20 protein-coding genes and 1 riboswitch are annotated in these 21,959 nt (G+C 38.1%); of the genes, 1 reads left to right on the top strand and 19 read right to left on the bottom strand.

The genetic code is table 11. The features are described 5' to 3' along the window. Positions 1–9 precede the first annotated feature (9 nt). From rsmB to AB3I12_RS10350, 10 genes are all read right to left on the bottom strand, one after another. Complete coding sequence (gene rsmB, locus AB3I12_RS10395; RefSeq protein ID WP_063627636.1) at positions 10–1,368, bottom strand: 16S rRNA (cytosine(967)-C(5))-methyltransferase RsmB; 1,359 nt, start codon at positions 1,366–1,368, stop codon at positions 10–12. Further along, positions 1,368–2,309 carry a methionyl-tRNA formyltransferase gene (fmt, locus tag AB3I12_RS10390; RefSeq protein ID WP_010737278.1) on the bottom strand — a complete coding sequence of 314 codons (942 nt, stop codon included), beginning with the start codon at positions 2,307–2,309 and terminating at the stop codon, positions 1,368–1,370. The genes rsmB and fmt overlap by 1 nt, the downstream gene beginning before the upstream one ends. Next, complete coding sequence (gene def / locus AB3I12_RS10385; protein ID WP_010720599.1) at positions 2,302–2,793, bottom strand: peptide deformylase; 492 nt, start codon at positions 2,791–2,793, stop codon at positions 2,302–2,304. Before def ends, fmt begins: the two co-directional genes overlap by 8 nt. A 13-nt stretch (positions 2,794–2,806) precedes the next feature. Continuing rightward, positions 2,807–5,215, bottom strand: coding sequence for a primosomal protein N' (priA, locus tag AB3I12_RS10380; protein WP_063627637.1), 2,409 nt, complete (start codon positions 5,213–5,215; stop codon positions 2,807–2,809). 245 nt (positions 5,216–5,460) lie between these two features. Next, entirely contained in the window at positions 5,461–5,766 is a 306-nt protein-coding gene (rpoZ, locus tag AB3I12_RS10375) for a DNA-directed RNA polymerase subunit omega (protein WP_010720601.1), read from the bottom strand. Positions 5,767–5,770: 4 nt separating this feature from the next. Further along, entirely contained in the window at positions 5,771–6,385 is a 615-nt protein-coding gene (gmk, locus tag AB3I12_RS10370; protein WP_010720602.1) for a guanylate kinase, read from the bottom strand. 304 nt (positions 6,386–6,689) lie between these two features. Beyond that, positions 6,690–6,974, bottom strand: a complete 285-nt coding sequence (locus AB3I12_RS10365; protein ID WP_010720603.1) for a hypothetical protein — start codon at positions 6,972–6,974, stop codon at positions 6,690–6,692. A 16-nt stretch (positions 6,975–6,990) separates the two neighbouring features. Continuing rightward, entirely contained in the window at positions 6,991–7,881 is an 891-nt protein-coding gene (locus tag AB3I12_RS10360) for a YicC/YloC family endoribonuclease (protein WP_063627638.1), read from the bottom strand. An 18-nt stretch (positions 7,882–7,899) separates the two neighbouring features. Next, positions 7,900–8,118 carry a YdbC family protein gene (locus AB3I12_RS10355; protein WP_010720605.1) on the bottom strand — a complete coding sequence of 73 codons (219 nt, stop codon included), beginning with the start codon at positions 8,116–8,118 and terminating at the stop codon, positions 7,900–7,902. Next, complete coding sequence (locus AB3I12_RS10350; RefSeq protein ID WP_063627639.1) at positions 8,088–9,803, bottom strand: patatin-like phospholipase family protein; 1,716 nt, start codon at positions 9,801–9,803, stop codon at positions 8,088–8,090. The genes AB3I12_RS10355 and AB3I12_RS10350 overlap by 31 nt, the downstream gene beginning before the upstream one ends. A 261-nt stretch (positions 9,804–10,064) precedes the next feature. On the opposite strand from AB3I12_RS10350, the gene AB3I12_RS10345 reads away from it, so the two are divergent. Then, positions 10,065–10,841 (top strand): hypothetical protein, encoded by a 777-nt coding sequence (locus AB3I12_RS10345; protein WP_010720607.1) that lies wholly within the window; start codon positions 10,065–10,067, stop codon positions 10,839–10,841. A gap of 76 nt (positions 10,842–10,917) precedes the next feature. Here AB3I12_RS10345 and thiT read toward each other — a convergent pair whose 3' ends face one another. The 9 genes from thiT to mprF all read right to left on the bottom strand — a co-directional run bounded on the left by thiT (position 10,918) and on the right by mprF (position 21,912). Next, a complete protein-coding gene (gene thiT, locus AB3I12_RS10340) occupies positions 10,918–11,478 on the bottom strand; it encodes an energy-coupled thiamine transporter ThiT (RefSeq protein WP_063627640.1) in 561 nt (186 codons plus the stop codon). 84 nt (positions 11,479–11,562) lie between these two features. Further along, positions 11,563–11,664: riboswitch (TPP riboswitch) on the bottom strand. 18 nt (positions 11,665–11,682) lie between these two features. Further along, positions 11,683–12,651 carry a ribose-phosphate diphosphokinase gene (locus AB3I12_RS10335; RefSeq protein WP_010737274.1) on the bottom strand — a complete coding sequence of 323 codons (969 nt, stop codon included), beginning with the start codon at positions 12,649–12,651 and terminating at the stop codon, positions 11,683–11,685. A gap of 93 nt (positions 12,652–12,744) precedes the next feature. After that, entirely contained in the window at positions 12,745–14,118 is a 1,374-nt protein-coding gene (gene glmU / locus AB3I12_RS10330; protein ID WP_063627641.1) for a bifunctional UDP-N-acetylglucosamine diphosphorylase/glucosamine-1-phosphate N-acetyltransferase GlmU, read from the bottom strand. 376 nt (positions 14,119–14,494) lie between these two features. Further along, positions 14,495–15,313, bottom strand: coding sequence for a pur operon repressor (gene purR / locus AB3I12_RS10325; RefSeq protein ID WP_010720611.1), 819 nt, complete (start codon positions 15,311–15,313; stop codon positions 14,495–14,497). A 165-nt stretch (positions 15,314–15,478) separates the two neighbouring features. Further along, entirely contained in the window at positions 15,479–16,303 is an 825-nt protein-coding gene (locus AB3I12_RS10320) for a metal ABC transporter permease (RefSeq protein WP_063627642.1), read from the bottom strand. Then, positions 16,276–16,956, bottom strand: a complete 681-nt coding sequence (locus AB3I12_RS10315) for a metal ABC transporter ATP-binding protein (RefSeq protein ID WP_010737272.1) — start codon at positions 16,954–16,956, stop codon at positions 16,276–16,278. The genes AB3I12_RS10320 and AB3I12_RS10315 overlap by 28 nt, the downstream gene beginning before the upstream one ends. Before the next feature lie 17 nt (positions 16,957–16,973). After that, the gene (locus AB3I12_RS10310; protein ID WP_368015656.1) at positions 16,974–17,924 is read right to left on the bottom strand and encodes a metal ABC transporter substrate-binding protein; all 951 of its coding nucleotides are present in this window, start codon (positions 17,922–17,924) and stop codon (positions 16,974–16,976) included. Positions 17,925–18,248: 324 nt separating this feature from the next. Further along, positions 18,249–19,097: a 4-(cytidine 5'-diphospho)-2-C-methyl-D-erythritol kinase gene (gene ispE / locus AB3I12_RS10305; protein ID WP_014834412.1), complete on the bottom strand. Its 849-nt coding sequence runs from the start codon at positions 19,095–19,097 to the stop codon at positions 18,249–18,251. Positions 19,098–19,338: 241 nt separating this feature from the next. Then, complete coding sequence (gene mprF, locus AB3I12_RS10300; RefSeq protein WP_063627643.1) at positions 19,339–21,912, bottom strand: bifunctional lysylphosphatidylglycerol flippase/synthetase MprF; 2,574 nt, start codon at positions 21,910–21,912, stop codon at positions 19,339–19,341. Positions 21,913–21,959 lie beyond the last annotated feature (47 nt).

Raw genomic sequence — 21,959 nt, 5'->3', positions numbered from 1 at the left:
TTCACCTCATTACTTTTTACGCAAACAACAAATGAAAAACCCATCTGTATAGAACTGATGTGGGTATAAAGTCAACATTTTATCTTCGATTGATGATTGTAGCACAGGATCAACTAAAACATCAATCCTTTCAAAATCAGTATGTCGCTGTAAAAATGTTTCAATGACTTCTTGGTTTTCCTCTTTAAGAATCGTACAAGTACTATAAGTTAATATTCCAGAAGATTTTAACACAGATGCACAACTTTCCAAAATCGCCAATTGGATCGCTGGTAAATTAGCTAACTCGCTGGCATTTTTTTTATAACGAATATCCGGTTTTCTTCTCAATAGTCCTAATCCTGAGCATGGAGCATCAACTAAGATACGATCAAATGTTTCAGCTGAAAATTCCTCTTTCACTTCACGTGCATCCATTTTTTGTGCATAAACAGTTGTAAAAACACCTAAGCGTTCCGCATTTTCTTCGATGAGTTTTACTTTATGTTCATGAACATCCAGTGCTGTAACTTCACCACCACATGTTGGATCTAAAAATGTGGCAATATGCGTTGTTTTTCCTCCTGGTGCCGCACAAGCATCTAAAACATGATGTTCTGGCTCGATTTGCATAGCGGGTGCGACCAGCATCGAACTTTCATCTTGGATCGTCATGACCCCGTCATGGAATAAGGAACTAGATGCTAAATGTCCTTTTTCAGCAATTACCCCATAAGGACTAAGTTTACTTGCTGTCGCTGAAATTTCTTCTGCTTGGAGTGTCTCGATTGCTTGTTCTCTAGGATATTTTCTGATATCTACTCGACCACTGACGTGACTTGGCTGGTAGAGGGAAAGTCCTAATTTTTCCGTTTCTTCATAACCGATTTGATCAGTCAATCGCTTGGTTAACCAGATCGGTAAACTAATTTTTACGGATAAGCGTTCAATCGGATCACTGATTTGTTCAACATCCGGTTTACCTTGTCGTTGATAATTTCTTAAAACACCATTTACAAATTTCCCAGTACCAGGATTTCCCTTGATCTTAGCAATTTCGACCGCTTCATTTAAAATCGCATGAGCTGGAACTTTATCTAGAAATTCCAACTGATAAACTGACAAATAAAGTAATGTTTTAACCCAATCATCCACTTTTTTTGCTTTTACTATCAATGGAGCGACATAAAATTCCAGTAAAAGTTGACGACTGATCGTTCCATAAACCAATTCAGTAAACAAGCCAACATCTTTTTGATTTAAATCCCCTTGATTGATCATTTCGTTCAATAATAAATTAGAATAAGCACCGCCCTTGTTTACTCTTTCAAGGGTGATCAGTGCCATATAACGAACAGATTTTTTCATTTTTTTTGGTATTTTTGCCATTATTTCACCTGCTGCCCAATCATTACCTGTTGTCCACTACCATTCAAAAACTCATTGATCGCTTGTTTTCCTTTACCTGCTGGCTGTAATTCTTTGATTGCCAACACCGTTTGTTTACCACAAGCAATCCACAGATTTTTCTTATCTTTTTTGATGATGGTCCCTGGCTCCGCCGTAGTTTTCTCAGCTAACGCTTCTACATTTAAAAGTTTCCAACGGGTTTGTTCGTATGTCGTAAATGCAATCGGCCATGGTCGCATCCCACGGACTTGGTTGTCGATCTCTTCTGCTGTCTTGTTCCAATCAATTGCTTCTTGCTCCCGTGTGATATTTGGCGAAAAAGTTACTTTTGATTCATCTTGTGGACGTGGACTCAAATTTCCATTCAAAATATCAGGTAATGTTTTAAGTAATAGTTGTTTCCCTAATGCACTTAACTTTTCAAACATGGTTCCCACATCGTCTTGTTTAGTGATTGGTAAACTTTCTTGAGCATAAATGCCCCCTGCATCCATCTTTTTGATCATTTCCATGATCGTTACACCGGTTTCTTTTTCCCCGTTGATAATCGAGTAATGAACTGGCGCCCCTCCTCGATATTTTGGCAATAAAGATGCATGTACATTTATAGCTCCGTGAACAGGTGCCTGTAATAATTTTTCTGGTAAAAATTGACCAAATGCAGCTGTGATAATCACATCTGGTTGTAGGGCAATGATTTTTTCCATTTCTTCTGAACCAGAGATTTTTTCAGGTTGTAAAACCAATAAACCGTGTTTCACGGCTGCTTCTTTTACTGGGGTAGGGGTGATGATTTTTTTACGTCCCACAGGGCGATCAGGTTGTGTCACGACTGCGACTACTTCATACCCTTCTTCTAATAAGCCTTCAAGGATCGGTACTGAAAAAGCTGGCGTTCCCATAAATACTAATTTAGTCATCAAGATGTTCCTCCATATACTCTTCTAATTCGGCTTCTGGAATTTGCTCAATCATTTTTTCAACGAATAATATACCGTCTAAATGGTCGATCTCATGCTGAAAGGCACGAGCTAAGTAACCAAAGGCTACTACTTCGATTTCTTCGCCTTCACGATCATAATAGCGAACCGTTACTTCGTCAAACCGTTTGACGGTCCCATAAACATGAGGGATGCTTAAGCAACCTTCTACATCAATGCTTTCTCCCTTTGCATCAATAATTTCTGGATTGATTAATTCAAACTTTTCACCTTCATCTACTTCTACGATTGCAACTCGCTTGTTTTGACCAACTTGTGGAGCGGCAATGCCAATACCGTCGTTAGCAACCATCGTTTCATATAGGTTATCTAGTAAAGTAATTGTTTCATCTGTGATCACATCGATTGGTTGTGCGACACGTTTCAATTTATCATTGGGGTGGATCAATATAGGATAGCGCATGTAAATTCCCTTCTTAAATAAAGTGTAATGGTTCATTATCAATCGCGACAAATAATCCTTGTCGTTGTTCTTTTTGGCTCTGGTCTAAAATATTTTTTAAGATATTCGCTAAATTAGGCTCATGTTTATATTTAATGATCAACTGGTAATAGTACCGATTTTTTACCCGATTCACTGTACTAGGGGTCGGTCCTAATAACAAGCTTTGATTTCCTAACACTTGCCGTAACTGATTCGCAACCTCAAAAATCTTCTTAGCAGCAACTTGTTCTTCCTCATGGCTGGTCGTGATTTTGACAGTAAAATAATAAGGTGGGTATCCACTACGATGTCGGACGGCCATTTCTTGTTGATAGAATCGCTCATAATTTTGTTCTTTTGCTAATTCAATTGCATAATGTTGCGGATTAAAGGTTTGGATAATCACTTCGCCTGCTTTTTCGGCTCGGCCTGCCCTTCCCGAAACTTGCGTAAGCAATTGGAACGTATGCTCGCTTGAACGAAAATCAGGCAAGTTAAGGGAAGTATCAGCATTCAAAACGCCGACCAATGTCACATCAGGAAAATCCAACCCTTTGGCAATCATTTGCGTCCCCAGTAAGATATTCGCCTTTTTTTGACCGAATTGTTGCAAGATACGTTCATGCGCACCTTTCTTTCTGGTCGTATCAACATCCATACGTAAAACACCAGCTTCTGGGAAAAGGGTCTTTAATTCTTCTTCGACTTTTTGGGTCCCTGTTCCATAGTAACGAATTTTATTCCCTCCACAGTTAGGACAACGGTGTGGGATTGGTTCTTCATGTCCACAGTAATGGCAACGCATGGAGTGGGTGTCCATATGAAGGGTCAGAGAAATATCACAATTGGGACAAGGTAAAACAAAACCACAATCCCGACACATCACAAAGGAAGAATATCCTCGCCGATTTAGTAACAGCACAATCTGTTCTTTTTTCGCCAAACGGTCTTGGATTTTTGCTTGTAACTGTTTGGAAAATGTGGACGTATTATGTTGTTGCAATTCTTGTCGCATGTCAACAACTTCAATTGTTGGAAGCTGAGCAGACAAGTTGGCTCTTTGACTCAAATGGAGTAATTCATACAGCCCTTTTTGTGCTCGAGCACGTGATTCAAGAGATGGTGTCGCGCTTCCTAGTACTACTGGACAATGATGATAATTTCCACGCCAAATCGCTAGATCTCTGGCATGATAACGTGGCGTTTCATCTTGTTTATAGCTTGATTCATGTTCTTCATCAATGATGATCAATCCGATATTTTCTAAAGGGGCAAAAATTGCCGAGCGGGCGCCAACAACAACCTGGGCTTCATTTCTTTCGATTTTACGCCACTCATCGTATTTTTCTCCCTGAGATAGCCCGCTATGTAAGACAGCTACCGCCTCTCCAAAACGCCCTTTAAAACGCTCTACCATTTGTGGTGTCAAAGCAATTTCAGGAACAAGCATAATCGCTGTTTTATTTTGAGCTAATACCTCAGCAATGGCCTGTAGATAAACTTCTGTTTTTCCACTTCCAGTAATTCCTTCTAATAAAAAAGTGTGACTCTTCTCTTGTTGCCCTGCTTCAACGATACGTTTTACTGCATGTTGTTGTTCTTTATTTAGCTGGAATGCTTGTGTTTGTTCAAACGTGCGATTTTTATAAGGATCACGATAACTTTCTACTTCTTCAAAAGTTAACCAGCCTTTGTCTTTTCCTTGATTCAAAGTTGCCGTGCTGATACCTTTTTCTTTGTAATAACTAATTGGTTCAGCCTTTTTTTGCTCAGATAAGCAAAGCAGAAGTTCTTTTTGTTTCTTCGCATTCGCTCTTAACTTTCCCCACTCTTCCTCAAGCTGGACACTATTCAAATTTGAGCGGATCAAACGAATCGTTTTGACTTTGTTCTTCGTGTGTACTTCATATCTGATATCTACTAACTTGTCCTGACGCCAACGGATCAATTGGGATAAAATGCCCTCTTCTTGCGCTTCTTTCCAGGAGATTTCTGTTCGTCCTTTAAAGAATGCCTGGACGTCCGCCGCTTCACTTACAGGATAGATTTGTTTGTCATAGGATGCTTTCATGACAGCAGGAAGCATCGTTTGTAAGCAAGTGATCTTAAACGCATAAGTGATCGTCTTCATATAATCAGCCAATTGAAGTAGTTCTTGATTAACCACAGGTGCTAAATCTAATACTTGGACAATCGCTTTTAAATTTTTTTGTTCGATGCTATCTTGTACTCGCAAACCTACAACGAACCCTTGAACATGACGGTTGCCGTTACCAAAAGGAACTTCTACTCGCATCCCGACTTGAATCGCCGTTTCTACTTCAGAAGGAACCAGATAGGTGAAAGGCTGATCGGTTTGCATAGTGGGTACATCGACGATAACATCAGCTGTGATTGGCATGGTTTCCTTCCTCCTTTAGTTACTCTATCAAATAGACAAAATCGTTCTTGCCTATTTTACTAGAGATTGCTTGGTTTGTCTTATTTTCTGATGAATCCTTACAAAAAATTAACGGCGCAGCAGCATTCCGCAGAAAAGTCATTCTTATATGCTAAAACGTGATCCTAAAAAGAAGCCGAAATTCCACAAAAATTTGAGAATACAAATTTCGGAAATTTCGGCTTATCCAAAGAATCTAGCACTTTTTATTGGTTTTGCTCTTCACGGATACGTGACTCTAACTCTTGTTGTTCACGATCTTTTTTGGCTTTACGCTCTTCATCTTCCATTCTCAAGCGTTCCCGTTTTAATTCAGGATGAGGATCATTGATCACATTTCCTGCTTCGATTTCTTCTAATGCCTGTCCAACACTTTTTACTGATTCAAATGAATCCATCGTAGGTTGTGCTTTTGCATCTAGCTCGTGTGCACGTTTGCTTGCTAAGATAACTAGAGAATATTTTGAATTTACGCGATCTAACAATGAGTCGATTGAAGGTTTCAACATCATAAGACTACATCTCCTTTAACATTTTGATATATTTGCCGATCACACGGTCGACACGAAAGTGTTCACTGGCAATGATATTTTTGATTCGTTCTACCGCCAGGGGTACCTGGTCATTGACTACGGCATAATCATATAGTGCCATCATTTCAATTTCTTCTTTGGCAACTTTCATTCGTTCTTCGATTACTTCATCTGCATCTGTCCCACGGCCAACGATTCTTGATTTTAATTCGGCTAAATCGGGAGGAGTTAGGAAGATAAATACGCCATCTGGTACTTTTTCTTTGACTTGTTGAGCACCTTGGACTTCGATTTCTAAAAATACATCTTTTCCTTCGTCCAATGTTTTATTGACATAAGACAAAGGTGTTCCATAATAATTCCCTACATATTCAGCATATTCCAGCATTTCTCCGGCTTCGATCATTGCTTCGAATTCTTCTTTGCTTCTAAAGTAGTAATCGACTCCTTCGACTTCTCCTTCACGCATCTTACGAGTAGTCATTGAAATCGAATATTGGAAATCATTATCCTCACTCTCAAAAATTGCTTTTCGCACTGTGCCTTTTCCTACACCTGATGGTCCAGACAACACGATTAATAATCCACGCTCTGACATGACGACGTCCTTTCAACTAGTCTTTTTATACTAACGTTTATTTTGCACTTTTTTTCGACAACTTTCAAGGGCATCTTTGATTATAGCAAAAAAAAGCGCCTTTGACTGGCAAAACCTTTGCTTTTCACTCGGGCTTTTGATGATAGTGATTAACTATCAAGTTCATCCTTCACTCAAAAGTTCAAAAAAAGGTCCCTCTCACCTTACAGGTTCTAACTGAGCAGCATTCTTTTTCAAAAAAAATAGTGAGAAGCGCAACATATGGTTGCAGCTCTTCTCACTAACATGCCGATTACCGTCGTTTTTAAAAACCCATGTTTGACAAGGTATTGACAACACCCATGATCTCATCTTTTCGAGAGAGTGCTTTTTCAGTTGGGTCTTTCACTTCTTCTGCATCGATTCTCACAATAAATTGACGATTCATCGTCACGTAAGTCCCATCGTTAACTAACAATTGGATTTCTTTTTCCGTCACTTGCGCACAGGCATCCTGCCAAGCTTCAAATCCTGCTTTTTCAGAAGGAACATTTCTTTTGATGACCGTTTTCCCACTTAATTCATGAAACGTGATATCATAATAGTTCATTTTTTTCGTCTCCTTGCTATTCAATATTTTGGATCTGTTCTCGGATTTTTTCTAAAATCGTTTTTAACTGGATCACTTGGTTTTTGATTTCAATCGCACTTGATTTTGAACCAATCGTATTGATTTCTCGATTCATTTCTTGGATCAAAAAGTCGAGTTCTCTGCCAACTGGCTGTTTTACTTGAAGTAATTCATCCAATTTGCCGATATGGATCACTAAGCGATCCAATTCTTCATGAATATCTCCTCGCTCTAATAAAATAGCGAGTTCAGTCAGCAATCTTTGTTGATCGACCGTTGCTCCCAAGTAATCTTCTAGTTTCTTTTGATATTTTTCCTGATACTCTTGTTCGTATAACTCAACAAATTGTTGTAAGTCATTTAATACTTGTTTCAGTTCATCACTGTTTTTCTGAATGATCGCCTCTAAGGCTGTCCCTTCTTTTTGGCGACTTTTTTCAATTTCAGCTAGTGCTTCATGGACCGTTTCTAAAACCAAAGCTGTCAGTTCATCCATATTGTTTTCATTTTTTTCTTCAATCACGACAAAAGATTCATTCGTTGTCAAAGTCTCTAATAGACGTCCAATCTGTAATTGCTGTTTCTCTCCATAACGTTGGGTTATTCCTTCAGTTAAGTTCGTCATCAGCTCGTCAATCAAATTCCAATCAACAAAAACTTGTTTTTGATTTTGTCCCAAATACGTCAGATTGATAAAAACTTCGACTCGACCTCGACTTAAATGTTGTTTCATCAATTGGCGAATATCATTTTCGAGATAATTTAACAATTTAGGACTACGTATTTGCATATCTAAAAAGCGTTGATTGACACTTTTGATCTCAACTTCTATTTGATACTCTGCGGTTTCACGGGTGGCTTTACCAAAACCAGTCATACTTTTCATTCAACAGGGTCCTTTCTGTTACATATTTTCGATAGCTTTTTGTAATGCCTCAAATTCTTCATTGGTTAGAGTAAGCCCTTTACCCATTTTCTCATGTTCGGGCGCCCAGTCACGAAGATCGAATTTAGGTGGGCGGCCATTCCAGCTGACTAGGTTCAGCTCTTTTCGCCATCCTTTATTATTTTCGGATAAAACAGCGATCTCTTCTATGATTTCGTAGGAAAATTCTTGTGCCATGGTTGTTCCTCCTTTAGATAAAGTAAATATAAATTCAATAGGGTGTCAAATAACTGCGTATGAAGCTTAGATTGAAGTTGCTCGTTCTTTTTTTGTTTAACTAAATGAGCAATTTCATTGATTTGTTCCTGTTCAATCTTTTGCTTTTTTTGGTATTTTTGGACTCTGCGCCACTCATTACTATTTAATTGTCCGACCTCTCGAATCATTTGATCGAAAAATGAACTTGATTCTTTTTGAATGATCTGTTCGATCAATTCATCTACATCATAAACTTTATTCGGTAAAACGAGCTTTTTTTTGGCTAATAGTTCAAGCATCGCCACCCCGCATGTTTCAATTACTACCCTGTCTTTATATATATTACGCAGAGTTTGCCAAAATTTTGGTTGTTGAACAAAAGTTGTTTCTAGCTGAAGATCATTCACTAGATAGCTTAAAAATTTACGCCAATATTGTTCTGCAAGTTTCGTTGAATAGAACGTATACCAATTCCCCTCAAAATCACCTAACTTTTTTTTCATTTCCAGATAGCCTAATTGGAGATTGAATTGGTTTCTCTGCCGATCAAAAATCAAGAAGGTTCCCAATGACCAATTAGAGCGGCAGAGCCATGGAACAGTCTCTTCTGGTATCGTAATCTTCTTAGTCACTCCGGGACCATCCACATCTACTATTAAGCACTCCGTTGCCCCTTCTTTAATTGCTACATCCACAGGCAAATTATTTCGATAACCACCATCAATATATTTTTGTCCAGCAATGTTTCGATAACTCATAGCGGGATAAAACGAGGCCGAAGCTAGGATCCAATCAGCAATTTCATTGCTTGCCAATTGCTGGATCGGTGTCACCACTTCTTTAAAATCAGGAAGTCGAGTCGAAACGGTAAATAAACGAGGACTTTTCATTTTTAAAATCTTCTCAGCATCTAATTTACTTTTGAGTAACTTTTCCAAAGGGGTGATTGAGGCTCCCCCCTTGATAATTGCTGCTCTCGTCATTTGTCGTGTTTCTTGGATAAACCTTTTCCGTAGATCTTCTGATAATGCAGTTTCTGGTAGCTGTAATACTTGATTCGTTGCGAGGGATTGCCATAAAGAAAGAGCTTGCGATAAATCATCTTGCAAGATCAATACACCGTTTAACGCACCAACTGAAGTTCCCGTAATTACTTCAAAATGAATCTGATGTTCTTTTAACGTTTGCCAAACACCGATTTGATAGGCACCATGAGCGCCACCGCCACCTAATACTAAACCAATATGATAGGTCAGTTTTTTTTGCCAAATTGTCTGAGCCAACTGATTGTCTTGCGTATAACCATGATGAGATAGGAGTGTCTGCCAATATGTCGACAGTGGTTCAATCCATTGAAAAGAACAATATTTTTTGAAATAAAAACGGGAACACCACTCTATCTCTTTAAAAAAAAGCGTCCAACCAGGCATGTCACCAACCACTAGCACATTTTTAATCAGCCATTGTTCACTGGTTCGTTCGGCAATAAAATAAAGGGTATGTTTGTTACCGATCATCCGCCAAGCTTGCCTTTTCTTTGTTGCCAACCAAAAGGCATCACGGCTTTCCTGATGGGTAGCATAAAAGGGTAGCAATTGTTTGGCTCGTTGAAGTGTAGAGTAGAGGACTGTTTTTTCTGAACCGTACACTTGTTGAATCAGCATAATCTTCTCCTTTTTTATTATAACAAGACAAATATATTCTTTTAAAGTATACTATTTTTTTGAGAAATACTAAAATGAATACATTGTTCTTGTAAAAGCTATAACAAAATCCATTCCATCCATTTATACAAAAACAATGAAAATGTCCATGTTTATCACAAAAAAAGTGATTTTGTAATGGAATTTTAAAATAAAAGAAACAAGCTTTTTTTTAATAAATGTTGTAAAATGAAAGTGATAATGAGTGAGAGGAGGAGCATGATGTCTGAGTCAGTTTATGTACATATTGATACTACTAGCAATGCGGTTGTGACTAAGGGGCTGACTATTAGTGATTTTTCAAACAACATCGTGCATTTCCCACAAAATTTATTGTTATTAGATCCTTCAGAAAATGCTGGTGAATACGAATCCCATACTGGGTTGAAAGTGATTCGTGGAACAGAAAATATCCAACGCTTTTTCTCTTCTGCACGTAATCGTAATCATTCGAGTGATTTAAAATGGATCGATTTTAACGACTTAACGATGCTGAAAGAATTAACGCCATTAGAAATTTCAGAATTGTTATATTTTGGACACATGAAGACCCATCTTCACTCACCATTTTTTTATAAATTACAAAATAATTTCGTCTACTTCGATCTTAACGATCAATTAGAACGAATCTATTACCGCTATTTAGATGAATTTTATCGGATCTTTGCCAATAAACTAAGTATCATCTTGTCAAAAAAAATCAATGAGAAAAAATCGTTTTTCAAACGAGATATTCCGGTCGAAAAAATTAGTGTGGAATTACTGAAGAATATGCGTAATTTGATGCAAGAAGGAATCATTTTTTCTTTTGAACAAGGTGGATTGATCGATAACGATTATCATATCCCGATCTATGTCATTGAAGATTATATTTGGAAGCTAAAAGGAACAAGATACCTTGATGAAGAAGCAATTGGCACTTTAGTTTATCATGCAGAAGAAAAACGCTGGGAGCTTGTAGGAGAAGCTGCGGAACTCAACTATACTCCTTTAAGCTGATGCTTGGATGTTCCATCATTTTATACTTATAAAAAAAGAGCCTAGACACTTTTATAGTGACTGAGGCTCTTTTCGTTTATTTTTTCCCGATGAACAAAGCTGGAACTGTTCGACCGATCCCAAGCAAAACAACCATTGTAACAATTCCTGTAGCCAAGGCACTTGCACCATTCATGACTAAAGAAAAGAGCCATGGCTTCATTCCCCACAAAGCATAACTTCCCCAAAAAACGACGCCTGCGACAAAATGCCAGAAATATCTAGCACCAACACCAACTAAAGTTCCTAATATAATAGTGGTTGTCATCCCTTTTTTATTGCCCATCGTTAGACTGTTTTGCAGCCTTTTAGCGAACACTCCTGCAAATCCTGCAAAGGTAAAAGCAATCGGATACTCGATCAATACTTGAATGACACTGAGATAATACACTTGTCCTGTTGGAAAATGTAAAATCCCCCAAATAAATCCTGATAAAATCCCTGCCTTCCAACCTCTTCTTAACGCAAACAATGTCAGTGGAATCTGTCCTAATGAAATCTCAAAGCTACTACCTATTTGAAGAGGAATAAAGGATAACACCATCGCTAGTGCAGCTACAAGTGTCCCCTCAATCCATACTTTATATTTTTTCTCCATAAAAAAACTTCCTCCGTTCATTTGAAATCACAAAGGAGGAAGTAAATACAACATACTTCTACAACTAACGTTACATGACTAACGTCAATTGATCGTCACAATTCCTACGCTCGCATAACCGATACAGGTACGAAGGGTTTAGAAAAACTTCAATCTCAGCCTCATAAGGCTCCCCTTTGTGATACTATTCAATTTTTTTAATTCTTATTTTTTTGTTTCAAACAATGGACTAACAGGTTTATTTTCGTGGATACGTTTAATTGCATCACCCATCAAACCACCGACACTTACTTCATCGATTTTTTCGATCTTACGGTCATCTGGCAGATAGATCGAATCTGTTACAACTAAGCGTTCAATCGCAGAATCTTCAATACGCTGTAAAGCTGGTCCAGATAATACTGGATGTGTACATGATGCGTAGACACTTACTGCGCCTGCTTCTTTTAGTGCGTTAGCCGCTAAGGTAATCGTCCCTGCTGTATCGATCATATCATCAATCAATACACAAGTTTTTCCTTCTACTTGCCCAATAATATTCATTACTTCTGCTACGTTTGCTTTTGGACGGCGTTTATCAATGATCGCAATTGGTGCTTTTAAAAATTCAGCCAATTTACGCGCACGAGTTACACCACCATGGTCAGGTGATACAACTACTACATCGTCCCCTTTAATCCCTTTTTCTAAGAAATAATTTGCAATCAATGGTGCACCCATCAAGTGATCAACAGGAATATCAAAGAATCCTTGGATTTGGACAGCATGCAAATCAAGCGTCAACATTCTAGTTGCTCCAGCTTTTTGAATCATGTTCGCCACAAGTTTTGCAGTGATTGGTTCTCTGGCACGAGCTTTACGATCTTGACGTGCATATCCATAGTAAGGCATTACTACGTTAATCGTTTTTGCACTGGCACGTTTCAAGGCATCAATCATGATCAGCAATTCCATTAAATTATCATTTACAGGACTACTCGTTGACTGAATAACATAAACATGTGATCCGCGAATACTTTCTTCAATATTCACTTGGATTTCTCCATCACTAAATTGAGTAACCGATGATTTACCCAATTCGACACCGACAGCTGCAGCAATTTTTTCTGCTAACGGGCGATTTGAATTTAACGCAAAAATTTTTAATCTTGGGTCAAAGTAATGTTTTGACATGGGGACCTCCACTTTCTTTTTCACAACTCTAGAATTCTACCTATTAAATACTAGTCATATTTTCTGAATAAATCAAGGGGTTTTACAAAAGTCTTAGTTTAAATAAGGGAGTTTTTTAGCATACTCTTCTTTATTGACCTGTCTTGCACGGGCAATTGCCATAGCATATTCAGGGATATCCTCTGTGATTGTTGACCCTGCAGCTACTGATGTATTTTTAGCAATTTCCACTGGGGCAATAATATTTGCATTAGAACCGATAAAACTATGATCACCAATTGTCGTGCGGTGCTTGTTTTTCCCATCGTAATTCACAAAGACCACGCCACAACCAATATTGATTTCTTCGCCTAATGTGGCATCACCGACATAAGTCAAATGACCAACTTTGGTATTTTTACCAATTTCAGCATTTTTGACTTCCACAAAATTACCAATATGGACACCTTCACCAATTTCTGCTTTTGGTCGTAAATGAGCAAATGGTCCCACGTCCGCATGACTTTTCACAAGACTTTTTTCGATCACAGAATGTTCAACTACCACATGATCTTCAATCACACTATCTACGATTCGAGAATGGGCACCGATCACGCAATCTGATCCAATGACGGTTTTACCTTGAAGTTGGACGCCTGCTTCGATCACTGTATCAGAACCAATCTCTACCCCGGCATCAATATAAGTCGTTGCTGGATCAACAAAACTTACACCATTGACCATATGCATTTTGTTGATTCTTTGGCGCATCAATTCATTAGCTTTAGCTAATGCAATACGATCATTGACTCCCATTGATTCATCAAAGTCTTCTGTCTGATAAGCTGCTACTGTTTTTCCAGCATCTTTGAGGATTTCAATGATATCGGTTAAGTAGTACTCCCCTTGTGCATTGTCTGTTCCTACTTTGTTCAATGCTTCAAACAGAGCTTGATTGTCAAAACAATAAGTTCCTGTATTGATTTCTTGGACCAATGCTTCTTCTGGTGTAGTATCTTTTTGCTCAACGATTTTTTCAACGATCCCAATATGGTCACGAATGATACGGCCATATCCAGTTGGATCTTCGGCTTGTGCGGTTAGAATCGTGGCACTCGCATTTTTTCCTTGGTGATACTCAAATAAATTGTTCAATGTTTCAGTGGTTAAAAGCGGTGTGTCTCCACTAATCACCAGTGTCGTGCCTTCTTTCCCTTGTAAAAAAGATGCAGCTTGCAATACTGCATGACCTGTACCAAGTTGTTCTGCTTGCAGAGCGTATTCACTACGTTCACCCAACTGTGCCTTTACTTGCTCAGCGCCATGCCCGACGATCGTGATGATTTGATCTGGGTTGGTTTCACTTACTCGATTGATAATATGTTCCACCATCGGCTGTCCTGAAACTGGATGTAAAACTTTATATAATTTTGACTTCATGCGAGTTCCTTTTCCCGCTGCCAAAATGATTGCATAACGTGCGTCCAACTGCGTCACTCCTAATTGTATTTGATGGTTTTAAGTTTAGCCCACTCTACTCAATTTTTCAACCAAGCAGACTATATTTGTAACTAGACCATTTTTATCTTTGGGGTTAAAAAATCAATTAGTCAATCAACAATAGTGAGAGAAAAATAGGGTTATATGAAAAAGGAGAACGAATTTCTCTCATCTGACAGATAACAGCTGGATATCTGATTTGTTGTTGCTTGTTGCTGTAGTGTCTCTATCGAAAATAAGCCAAAGAATTCCCAAAATAGGTGAAACTATTTTCGGATTCTCCGGCTTATTTCTCAGAGCTGGACACTTCTGTCACAATCTCTTCCAGCTATTATTGATCGGCAAACAGGTAAATTTTCAATCTCTAATCTTTGAAATAATTTCCTGGTACAACTGTAATATTTTTGGTCTTCGTGTCGACATCTTTTACGTATAGCAATGAAGTATAATCGTCAATTGCACGATGACCATTAAATTTGGATTCTGCAAAAACGGTGATTCCTACAAGTTCAGATTCAAACTCTTCGATCAAGCTCTTCATTCCATTGACTGTGCCGCCGCCTTTCATAAAATCATCAACGACTAGGACACGAGAACCACGTTTAAGACTTCTTTTTGACAATTCCATCTTTTCGATTCGTTCAGAAGAACCAGAAACATAATTCACACTAACTGTCGATCCTTCTGTGATCTTTGAATCACGGCGTACGATAACAAACGGTGCATTTAAATAATAGGACACAGCTTGCGCGATCGGTACGCCTTTCGTAGCAACTGTCATCACTGCATCGATTTTTTCACCTAAATACTTAGAAGCAATGATTTTTCCAACTTGGCGCAATAATTCGGGCTCACCTAGTAAATCGGATAGATAAACATAACCACCAGGCAACAAACGATCTTGTTCAGACAATCGTTCAGCTAACGACTCAATGTATTTTTTGGCTTCTTCGTAAGAAATCTCTGGTATAAATAAAACCCCACCAGCGGCACCTGGAATTGTTTCTAGGGTACCATACCCTCGTTCCTTAAATGTTTTTTTGATAATTGCCAAGTCTTCACTGATCGAAGATTTAGCAGATTCATAACGTTCGGCAAAACTTGTCAATGAAATTAATTCGTGAGGATGATCTAATAAATACTGAGTCATATCAACAAGACGTTCACTGCGACGTACTTTCACATATTTCAGCTCCTTTTAAGAAATTATATCGTTTTACATTATATAAGTTTTCATTTAAAAATTCGAGCATTTTGTAAGAAAATAAGTTAAATAGTTCGGTATTTATCTAAATATAAGAAAAAGCAATGAAAATTTTTCGTTTTCATCGCTTTTCTTTTTGATTTTTTATTTATTTTTTCGCTTAATGGAAATAAGCACCCGCTTGAACAAATTGACCACAAGAAACAACACGATAAAGACTAGCGTGATCGTCGCACCCGGTGGCGTATCTAGATAAAAGGAACTTGTTAGTCCCGATAACATGCCGATAAAGCCAACACCGATACTAATGGCAATCACCACATTGAAACTTTTGCCTAAGCGCATACCGATCGCTGCAGGCAGGACCATAATTGCTGAAATCAATAATGCCCCGGCAATTGGGATCATGACAGCAATCGCAACACCCGTGATCACGTTGAACAGCATTGACATACGGTGAACAGGCAGACCATCAACATGGGCGGTATCTTCATCAAAAGTCAGCACGTACATTGGTCGCTTGAACAAAAAGAATAAGAAACCAATAATAACAAATAATACACCCAAAAAGATAACTTGATCCCAAGTAATCGTCACAATCGAGCCAAAGAGGTACGATTGGATACTTGTGGCTGAGTTTCCACCACTAAGATTCATCAAAACTAATGCCAGCGCCAGTCCGCCAGCCATTAAGATCGCAATTGAAATTTCTGAGTAAGTACGATAAATCGTACGTAAATATTCTAAAATCACCGCAGCTAATATTACTACGAACATCGTAGTCAACGTTGGATTGATATTCAAAAAGAAACCCAATGCCACCCCTGCCAGTGAAACGTGTGACAGTGTATCTGCCATCAATGATTGTCTTCGGATCACTAAAAAGACACCTAACATTGGAGCAATCCCCGCAATAAAAATGGCTGCTAAAAAAGCTCGTCTCATGAATTCATATGAAAGCAACGCCATGGAGAATCCTCCTTTCTTACCAAACGAATTTGTCGATCTGCATATTGCTTGATATCCTCATGATCATGAGTAATCATCAAAATTGCCTTGCCATGTTCATGGGCACTATGACGCAATAATCGATAAAATTCATTACGAGATTCTTCATCCATCCCCGTTGTCGGTTCATCCAATATAAATAAATCTGGGTCAGTCGCAAAAATACGGGCTAAGCTAATCCGTTGTTTCTGTCCACCGGATAATTCTCCGATCCGTCGATGACGCATCTCCCACATTCCAACAGATTCTAAAGCCCGTTTAACATGCTGATGATCTTTTTCAGAAAGTCGTTTGAACCAACGTCCTCTCGGATAGCGACCCGAACGAACCAATTCTAAGACTGTACTTGGAAAGCCAGCATTAAAAGATGCCACTTGTTGTGGAATGTAACCAATACTTAATTTTTGTCCTTCTTGATTTTTTGGGGCGATTTTCACTGTTCCCTTAGAAGGTTTTAACAAGCCTAAGGAAGCTTTGATCAATGTTGATTTTGCTGCACCGTTTTCTCCTGTTAGAATAACGAACTCTCCTGCATCAACGTGATAAGACACATCTTCTAATACAGGTTCTTCATCATAATAAAAAGTCAAATCGGATATTTCGATATAATGCACGCGAAATACCTCCGTTCTTAATTAATACTTTCTTTTAACGCTTTTAAGTTCTCTTCCATTACCGAAATATAATTTTCGCCGGCTTTGATTTGTTCACTTGTCAAACTCTCTAATGGATTCAATACTTCTAATTTAACACCCGTTTCTTTCGACAATGTTTCCGCCACTTTGGATGACGCATTTTCTTCAAAGTAAATCACTTTGATCTTATTTTTATTCACAAAATCTTTTAGTTCAGCTAAGCGGCTTGGTGTGGGTTCTTGATCAGGCGTTACCCCTGCAATCGCTTGTTGGTGTAAATCATACTGATTCGCTAAATACGCAAATGCGGCATGTTGCGTCACAAACGTGCGGTTTTTGGCATCTTTGAGTTCATCCGTATATTTTTGGTTCAGGTTTTCTAATTTTTTGATATAAGCATCCGCATTTTTATCAAAAGTTGCCTTTTTATCAGGATACTTTTTCCCAAGCTCTGAAGCAATTGTTTTGACCTCTTTGATTGCTAACACAGGATCTAACCAAATATGTGGATCATACTCATGCGAATGACTTTCAGAAGAAGCTTCTTCATGTTCATGATCATGGTCATGGTCTTCTTCTGCTGATTTCAGACGATCAATTCCTTTAGCTGCTTCAATCATCAATGTTTTATTCGTATCGACAGAATCTTTCAATGAGTCAACAAAAAATTCCATATCTGGACTATTATAAACAAACACATCCGCATCAGCGATTTCTGCTTGTTGTTTTGCACTAGGTTCAAAATCATGTGGTTCAGTCCCAGACGGGATCAACAACTTGACGTTTCCTTCATTTCCAACTACTTCTTTCGTAAATTCATACATCGGATAAAAGGTCGTAACAATCGTTAACTCATTTTTCTTTGAATCCTTTTGGTTCGTACCACCACAAGCCGCTAATAAAAACATCCCTACAGCTAGTGTTAAACCAATCATATATTTTTTCATAAGACTCTCCTTTCGAACAAATCGTAAAATTACGATTTATCAACGGAACTTAATGTATCAGAATAAAAAAATAGAGTCAATAGAAATCCTTCAATTTCTGATTTATACGAACAAATTCAATGTAAACCGTAAAATGAATGATAGTTTGTTCATGTTACTGAGAGCCCAACAAGCTATCTAGTCCATTTTTTCCAATTTCTAAATAGAATAAATAACGTTTAGAGTAGCTAAGCTGCAACCAACTCAAAAAAATCTCAAAACAGCTTCTTCTGTTTTGAGATTTTTTATTCTTCATCTCTTAGCAACAACTAGTTCTGGCCTATTTTACAACGTGCGTACTAAATATACTTCATCACAGAAACCTTTCAGCCCGTTATAGACTCTTTGTGCTCTTGAATAATGTTGACATAAGGCAAAGACTGTCGGTCCGCTTCCGCTCATCAAAGCGGCATCTGCCCCATACTTTAACATGCGTTCTTTGATTTGATGGATAATTGGATGACGTTTGCCGGTAACATCTTCTAAACTATTTCCCATGTATTGAATCATCGTATGGTAATCTTGTTGCTGGATTGCCTCCACTAGTCTAGGAATGTTCTGATGCTGGATTTTTTGCGCATCTACTTCTTTGAAGACGGTTCTAGTCGAAACACTCATTTTAGGTTTCACCAAGATTACCCAACACTGAGGCATTGAAGGGAGAACTTGGACCACTTCTCCTTTGCCGCCAACAAACGCAGTATTACCATAAACACAATAAGGCACATCCGTACCAACTTCCAAACCAATCTCAGCTAATTCTTCCAGAGAACAACCGAGATTCCATAGTTGATTGATCCCTCTCAGTGCAGCTGCACAATCTGTGCTGCCCCCACCCAGTCCAGCTGCAACTGGAATATTTTTTTTCACAAATATTTTTACGCCTTTTTTGATATGATACTTATTCTTAAGCAATGTTGCTGCTTGATAAACGTTATTTCGTTGATCTACTGGCAAAAATGCCTTATTCGTTTCTACGATGATTCGATCCTCAGGTATCTCTTCAAAGAATAAGTGATCTGCTAAATCTACACTCGACATTACCATTTCCAGCTCGTGATACTCATCGGGACGCTTGTACAAGACATCTAATCCCAAATTGATCTTAGCTGGTGCTTTTTCTATCAGTTCCATCCTCTCACCCATTCAAAAAGTCTAAGTCGCAAGTATTCTATCACAGAGAAAAATAAAAGTATAGCTCATACGAGTGACGTGTTTACGATCTTAGCGGTTTTCTCAGACCTTTTCTGTCTACAGATAAAACAAACCATCCTTCGACCACATTCATTTTCTCTAGCTACCGTCAATCGCTTTTTCACGTTTTAAACTATGGGCAGCTAAAACACGTCACCAGTTATTCCTCTATTTACGCAATTTACAATTCCGTTAATACTTCTTCTGCAAAACTGATACTTTTTTCTTTTCCCTTCCCAATTAGTATAAACAACTGTAATGTGGCAAATGTAAAACTGCTTCCCTTCATGTAAGCAAAATAGCGACCTTCCCAACGAGTGACATAGCGCAGTTTTTCTTCATAGGTCGATTGAAATGAGTAAAAGAAACTACCATAATTATAAACAATATGCATGATGCGCTCTTGAAAGAATGCAAAGTCTGTTTCCCCTACATTTGCTAACGGAGCTAAACCAAGATTTGTCTCAAGATAACCCTTTTCTTGGTAGACAACAAATAGATTGACTAATAAATAATCGGATAGTTCAGCAGGTTCATCTGGCAATACACGTAATAGATCATAGCCTGCTTGGCTTTCAGATATTGGTTGCTCTGTAATAAATCCGACCACTTTTTGTTCTTTGCGTACCACTCCAACACCGCTGGCTAACAGATAAGATTCGTCAAAACGCCCAACAGAAAAATGCTTTTCTCTCGCACCATGTAACCACTGATCCGAAACCTCACTCACCGCAGCTAATAATTCCTCAGGTAATTGTTCGTACCAAGTGAAATGATAGCCTTCATTAGTTAGACGCTGGTACTCTAGCTGTTGATTGACCCAAGGCATTTCTTCTGTAGTCAAATCTGCCATTCCCACCTCGCCGACTTTTGTAAAATGAAAACCTAATTCATGCAACATTACCACATATTTTTCTGAGATCTTGTAAAAAGCAATTTGATACCCTAAGCAATCAGCTTTTTGCATAAATTCTGTAATAGCAGGACGAATCATTTTAGGGTTGCCAATCGGGTCTCCCAAAACAAAGCATTTATTTCCTTTGATCTGGTAACCAAAGACGACTTGATCCTCTCCATTTTGTTGATAGTAATAATATTTATATCCTGGTAAACGAAGATAATGACTAGCAGAGGTCCCCTGATAGACGGACAACATCTGTTTGAATCTTTCGATTTGTAAATCTGACCCTAACTCATTCGTTTCAGAAGCAAGGTACTGATACAATGCTACTAATGCCAACAGCGATATCCCTAGACCAATCAAGCCTGAAAACCAAACTTCATCGGATGGGAACAGGAGAAAGCGATCAGCTGTCAATCGATTTACCCAAAAACGTCCACTATGATACCCTGCAATTGCATAGACGATAAATAGAAACCCAAACAAACATAGATCAAAAAGAATGGCACCCCATGAATAAACAAATTTCTTACGGTAAAATTCTTTCCGAGCTAGCCAGACAGCCAGAAGAATCAAGATATACACTAAAATCAATTGCCAAGATAATGTTCGAGTAACTGTGTTAATGATTCCAAAAGCTAATAAAGCAATAGTTGGTAAAAAAGCCTTCTTCACTTTCATTGCTAACGCTCTTCCCAACCCAAGCAATAAGAAGCCAATCAATAGATTCAACGTTTGGTCTAAAAAATTAAACGAGAAAGGTAATAAAATCTGAAACAATCGACTGATCGCAGAAAGATTCGTAATCGTAGATAGTAACACCATCATGATCCCTGCAAAATAAACGGCTGTGACCAAAATAAAATGCGCGATTTTTTGAAAGAGCAGTCGTGGTATATTGTCTAAAAAACGATTCACTTTTACTCCAGTATGTGACAGAAATAAAAATAAGCCAACCGCAAAAGGAACCACATAATAAAACAAACGGTAATAAAGTAACCAAACCACTGCAATATCTTGTCGAACAGCTAACTGACTCATACCTAAGATCATCAACACATCAAATGTCCCGACACCCCCAGGAACCATTGTCAACATACCGATTAACGTAGCGATAATAAACATTGGATAAATCGAAAATAAGGAAATATCTACATCCATCAAATAACCAATCGCTAAAAAAACGACCAATGCTCCAGTCCATTGCCCCACAGAAGCTAACAGTAACCCGACTAGACCCTTAGGATAGAATTCCGCAAATAATGTTCTTCTTTTTAAATAAGCAAAGAAAAAAATAGCCGGTGCTATCACACTACCGCCAAGTAACCAAATCCAATAACTTCTAAAAATACTAGTAGTTTGTAGAAAAAAAACATCAATGAACGTTAGAAATGACCATAATGATAAACCAGTCAACATAAATAATGCAACTTTAGAAACGGTAGCAAGTACCATTTTCCGATTTGTTTCTTTTCCATAAAAATTTGCTCTAAGACTAGCTCCAACAATTCCTCCAAAGCCCGCTAAGTTATTAATTGTATTCGTAATAAAAGCAGCTAAGAAAAAATCGTGACGCTTCATTTTAGGTTTCCCTTGTTTTTCCAACACGCGAATCGTCACCCAGTCATACAACAACATTGGCAAAACACCGATCAACCCCACTAAAACCATTAAACACAGCGTAACATAACTTTGTTGTCGCATAGTTTGCCAAATATCTTGCCAACTCATTCCATTTGCAATATTTACGACTTGATTGGCAACGAAAACTATAATAGATCCAAAAAAAATCATTTTTAAAATCAAGCTATGATTTTTCAACCACTGAAATGCCGTATGACTTTTATTTTTCACACTTTACCATCCTTACTTGAAAACTTTCAATTTATAAATCAATGTTA

The sequence above is a fragment of the Enterococcus sp. C65 genome (assembly GCF_040887165.1).
Lineage (GTDB): Bacteria > Bacillota > Bacilli > Lactobacillales > Enterococcaceae > Enterococcus_B > Enterococcus_B hirae.
The sequence above is the reverse complement of the archived record's forward strand: the minus strand, read 5'-3'. Positions and strand labels throughout refer to the sequence as shown.

Bases quoted from the DNA above. Each gene is read 5' to 3' on its own strand.
- rsmB (WP_063627636.1), bottom strand. From the start codon at position 1,368: ATGGCAAAAATACCAAAAAAAATGAAAAAATCTGTTCGTTATATGGCA.
- fmt (WP_010737278.1), bottom strand. From the start codon at position 2,309: ATGACTAAATTAGTATTTATGGGAACGCCAGCTTTTTCAGTACCGATC.
- def (WP_010720599.1), bottom strand. From the start codon at position 2,793: ATGCGCTATCCTATATTGATCCACCCCAATGATAAATTGAAACGTGTC.
- priA (WP_063627637.1), bottom strand. From the start codon at position 5,215: ATGCCAATCACAGCTGATGTTATCGTCGATGTACCCACTATGCAAACC.
- rpoZ (WP_010720601.1), bottom strand. From the start codon at position 5,766: ATGATGTTGAAACCTTCAATCGACTCATTGTTAGATCGCGTAAATTCA.
- gmk (WP_010720602.1), bottom strand. From the start codon at position 6,385: ATGTCAGAGCGTGGATTATTAATCGTGTTGTCTGGACCATCAGGTGTA.
- AB3I12_RS10365 (WP_010720603.1), bottom strand. From the start codon at position 6,974: ATGAACTATTATGATATCACGTTTCATGAATTAAGTGGGAAAACGGTC.
- AB3I12_RS10360 (WP_063627638.1), bottom strand. From the start codon at position 7,881: ATGAAAAGTATGACTGGTTTTGGTAAAGCCACCCGTGAAACCGCAGAG.
- AB3I12_RS10355 (WP_010720605.1), bottom strand. From the start codon at position 8,118: ATGGCACAAGAATTTTCCTACGAAATCATAGAAGAGATCGCTGTTTTA.
- AB3I12_RS10350 (WP_063627639.1), bottom strand. From the start codon at position 9,803: ATGCTGATTCAACAAGTGTACGGTTCAGAAAAAACAGTCCTCTACTCT.
- AB3I12_RS10345 (WP_010720607.1), top strand. From the start codon at position 10,065: ATGTCTGAGTCAGTTTATGTACATATTGATACTACTAGCAATGCGGTT.
- thiT (WP_063627640.1), bottom strand. From the start codon at position 11,478: ATGGAGAAAAAATATAAAGTATGGATTGAGGGGACACTTGTAGCTGCA.
- AB3I12_RS10335 (WP_010737274.1), bottom strand. From the start codon at position 12,651: ATGTCAAAACATTACTTTGACCCAAGATTAAAAATTTTTGCGTTAAAT.
- AB3I12_RS10320 (WP_063627642.1), bottom strand. From the start codon at position 16,303: ATGGCGTTGCTTTCATATGAATTCATGAGACGAGCTTTTTTAGCAGCC.
- AB3I12_RS10310 (WP_368015656.1), bottom strand. From the start codon at position 17,924: ATGAAAAAATATATGATTGGTTTAACACTAGCTGTAGGGATGTTTTTA.
- ispE (WP_014834412.1), bottom strand. From the start codon at position 19,097: ATGGAACTGATAGAAAAAGCACCAGCTAAGATCAATTTGGGATTAGAT.